This is a genomic window from Vibrio sp. 10N.261.52.A1 (assembly GCF_002876325.1).
Lineage (GTDB): Bacteria > Pseudomonadota > Gammaproteobacteria > Enterobacterales > Vibrionaceae > Vibrio > Vibrio chagasii.
This window is the reverse complement of record NZ_MCYD01000724.1, coordinates 1-3,497: the sequence shown is the minus strand read 5'-3', so window position 1 is coordinate 3,497 and position 3,497 is coordinate 1. Positions and strand designations below refer to the sequence as shown.

Genomic DNA, 3,497 nt, shown 5'->3' with positions numbered 1-3,497 from the left:
GATTATAAGTAACCATGCATATTGAAATTAGAGGAAGGCTCGATTCATTCATAATTAATTAGACCAGCTATTGATCAAGTTCACTATATGTTTTTGTTCTGATTCAGTCAAAATAGGGCTTATCGGTAGGCTTAAAATATCATCACAAATAGCTCTGACTTCATTTTTGTGTTCTATTTCAGCGTACGCAACCTGTTCGTTGACAAATTTAGGGTAGTGTTTTTGAGTTTGAACACCATTTTCTAACAAGTATTCACTCAATTTTTCTCGTTCAGATGTCTTGATAACAAACAAATGAAAAACATGGCTTGCTTCATATTTCCATTCAGGGAGTGTTACTAAATCATTGTTAATATTATCAATGTAATAACGTGCAACCCTTTGACGATTTTCAATATCTTCATCAATGTACTTAAGCTTAACTCTTAAAATAGCTGCTTGTATTTCATCTAACCTGCTGTTCACACCTTTGTAAATATGCTCATACTTTATGTGGGAGCCATAGCTTCTTAATGCAGAAACTATTTCCTTTAGCTTCTCGTCACTTGTTGTAATTGCACCAGCATCACCTAGAGCACCTAAGTTTTTCCCTGGATAGAAACTGAAGGCACCAGCATGGCCCCAAGATCCCGCTTTTTTCCCATCAATCATAGCTCCATGTGCTTGTGCACAATCCTCTAGTACTAACAGGTCATAGTCTTCAGCTAGCTTACAAATTTCTTTCATTGGAGCTAATTGACCGTACAGATGTACCGGTAGTATAACTTTGGTCTTTGATGTGATTTTTTGAGCGATTTTGGAAACATCGATGTTAAAGTTATTTGGATCTGCATCAACTAATACAGGAGTCAAGTTACACTCGGAAATAGCAAGCACCGATGCTATAAAAGTGTTAGAAGGGACAATAACTTCATCACCTTCGTTAATCAACCCCATAATTTTCCAAGATTTTAAAGTAAGCGTTAAAGCATCTAAGCCATTGCCAACACCGATACAATATTTGGTTTGACAGTACGTTGAGAACTCTTTTTCAAACTGTTCTAACTCATTCCCCATAATATACCAACCAGAATCAACAACCCTGTCAAAGGCAGCCTTAATCTCGTCTTTATATCTTTCGTTAAGTGTCTTTAAGTCTAAAAATGGAATCATCATAATTACTCTGGAATATATATTTCGGCTTGGCCGGTTATTACTTTTTGCTTACCCACTTTACAATATGTATCGAAGTAAACTCGACGCCTCTTTATATCAACTTCGTTGACAACTACAGTAGCTACAACCGTATCGTCGATATATACCGGCTTTCTAAACTTCAAAGCTTGAGATACATAAACGCAGCCTTCACCTGGTAGCTTAGTTCCAAACAATGCGGAAAAGAAGCTAGAGCTAATCATGCCATGAGCTATCCTTTTTTTAAAACGAGAACTTTCAGCATAAACTTCATCAAGATGAACTGGGTTTCTATCTCCTGAGAAGCCAGCGAATTGTTTTACATCCGCTTCAGAAATAGTTTGAGAGTACGAAGCGGACATCCCAACTTCAATATCATGAATATCATACATTTAGTTACTCCCCTTTAACCCATTGCTGTACGACATCATCTGGATAGCCTCTATGGAAGTGATTAACCCAAGGGTAAGCTGGCTTGCGGCTACCATCTTTCAAGCGTATTCTTGCGGCAGGGCCGATTAATTTCGCTGGATTACCAGAATAAAGCATATCTTCTTGAGTGCTTTTAGCTACTGTTGAACTTGCCCCGATTAAACAACCTTTGGCGATCGTAACGCCCGGTAATATTACGGACATTGTAGCTATCACAGCGTAGTCTTCAATCACAACACCTTGCATTACGTTACTTGGCGGATGCGGGTCATTCGTAAGAACAACATAAGGAAATAGCCAGACATAATCTCCGACTTTTGAAAGTTTTCCTACATGAACATTACTGTGAAGTCTCACATAATCGCCAAACTCACAATCCCCTTGTATATCTGATAGAGTCCCAATTTGAAAATTTTTACCAGCGACGGTTTTCTCGCGAACAGAAACTCGATGACCCGTAACTAAACCCTCATCAAAAGTCGACCCCTCATAAAACATACTGTATGAGCGAATATGTGAATTTTTACCAACAACTAATTTTCTATTGCCTGATAAAGAAGTTGCTACACCTAGTTCACAGTTACTTTCGACAACCGTATTGTCTCCAATATCTACATTGTCATGAATTATAGTAAAGGCTCCGATAGTAACATTTTTACCAATCGTTGCTTTTTCCGACACGATCGCACTTTTATGTATAGTCATTAATTTACCAACCTTAAAAATTCTTCATAATCACGAATATAATCTGACTCATCGTAAATATTACTCGCAAGTACTAGCAAAACACAATCCTTTGAAAAATCGTGCATTTCTCGCCATTTGTTATTGTCAATATACAACCCTTGATCTGGGCTATCGAGTACAACGCTCTCTCTCGACTGACCATCATCTAGGACAATTCTACAGCTACCCTTCACACAAATCGCTACCTGCTCTAAGTTTTTGTGAGCATGAAAACCTCTAGAAATTTCATTCTTTGTATTATAGATATAATAAACACGTTTTATATCGAAGGGAATATTACGTTGCTCTTCTAGGGATATCAGTGAGCCTCGTTGATCACCAAGGACGCTGAACTCTAACATTTTAATCATCTAGTTTTTCCAGTAGTTTTTCTAATTCTATGACATTAACTTTCGCATCACCGTGAACAGAGTTGGAGTTATCATCAGGAGTAGTAAGGAAGTGAATCAAATTAACATTTGAAACATCCGCTAAGGGCTGAAATACATAATAGTTCGTGCTTTGTGCCGAAGGGTATAGCGATATAGCAGTACTATCTGATTTCATAAACAATAAATTGGTAAATGCAGCACCGGAAGCACCAACTATAATTTCGGCTTGCGAAAATAAATTATACTGCTCAAAAAAATCAAGAGAACCCGGATCAACAAAGTCAAACCCTTTTTTATACAGTAATCTCTCTAAATCTAGAACATTACTGAGCTTCCTTAGTTTGGTATTTTCTCTTTGTAAGTATATTTTCTTGTTTTCCAAAATATAATTTTTTGATTGCGTGTATTTTGAAAGCATACTTTTAACTTTACTTAAACAATCGGGAGAAACAAAAAATTCCTTTTGAGGATTAGGTAAAGATCGAGTATTGTCAAGAGAAGTCCATAGAGGAGTACAGTAAATTAAACTTTCGCAATAAACTAACTGACCCTTTTTTACGTGACAGATGTGATACTCAGTATTTTTTAGTTCAGACAAGAGAAGTTCAACAAGAGAAAGACTTTGTGGAGGAGTTCCCTCTTCAACTAGAATAGTTACTTTTTCATCATTAGATTCAATATACTCCATCATATTGACTAGCTTGGGGATGACTTCGGTAACCCAATGATAATAATTAGTCGAATGTTCTTTTAATAAACTTAATACTAATCCAT

5 protein-coding genes are annotated in these 3,497 nt (G+C 36.7%); all 5 read right to left on the bottom strand.

All coding sequences use genetic code 11. The features are described from left to right. Positions 1 to 54: 54 nt before the first annotated feature. On the bottom strand, positions 55 to 1,152 hold the full coding sequence (locus BCT81_RS14745; RefSeq protein WP_102424911.1) for a DegT/DnrJ/EryC1/StrS family aminotransferase: 1,098 nt from the start codon (positions 1,150 to 1,152) through the stop codon (positions 55 to 57). 5 nt (positions 1,153 to 1,157) lie between these two features. After that, positions 1,158 to 1,565, bottom strand: coding sequence for a MaoC family dehydratase (locus BCT81_RS14740; RefSeq protein ID WP_102424910.1), 408 nt, complete (start codon positions 1,563 to 1,565; stop codon positions 1,158 to 1,160). A 4-nt stretch (positions 1,566 to 1,569) separates the two neighbouring features. Continuing rightward, on the bottom strand, positions 1,570 to 2,310 hold the full coding sequence (locus BCT81_RS14735) for an acyltransferase (protein ID WP_102424909.1): 741 nt from the start codon (positions 2,308 to 2,310) through the stop codon (positions 1,570 to 1,572). Beyond that, entirely contained in the window at positions 2,310 to 2,702 is a 393-nt protein-coding gene (locus BCT81_RS14730) for an FdtA/QdtA family cupin domain-containing protein (protein WP_102424908.1), read from the bottom strand. Before BCT81_RS14730 ends, BCT81_RS14735 begins: the two co-directional genes overlap by 1 nt. Next, on the bottom strand, positions 2,695 to 3,497 hold an 803-nt coding region (locus BCT81_RS14725; RefSeq protein ID WP_133152632.1), incomplete at its 5' end, for a glycosyltransferase family 61 protein. The genes BCT81_RS14725 and BCT81_RS14730, both read right to left, overlap by 8 nt.

What these genes read in the sequence shown, in the direction of transcription:
- BCT81_RS14745 (WP_102424911.1), bottom strand. Translation starts at nt 1,152, where the DNA reads ATGATTCCATTTTTAGACTTAAAGACACTTAACGAAAGATATAAAGAC.
- BCT81_RS14740 (WP_102424910.1), bottom strand. Translation starts at nt 1,565, where the DNA reads ATGTATGATATTCATGATATTGAAGTTGGGATGTCCGCTTCGTACTCT.
- BCT81_RS14735 (WP_102424909.1), bottom strand. Translation starts at nt 2,310, where the DNA reads ATGACTATACATAAAAGTGCGATCGTGTCGGAAAAAGCAACGATTGGT.
- BCT81_RS14730 (WP_102424908.1), bottom strand. Translation starts at nt 2,702, where the DNA reads ATGATTAAAATGTTAGAGTTCAGCGTCCTTGGTGATCAACGAGGCTCA.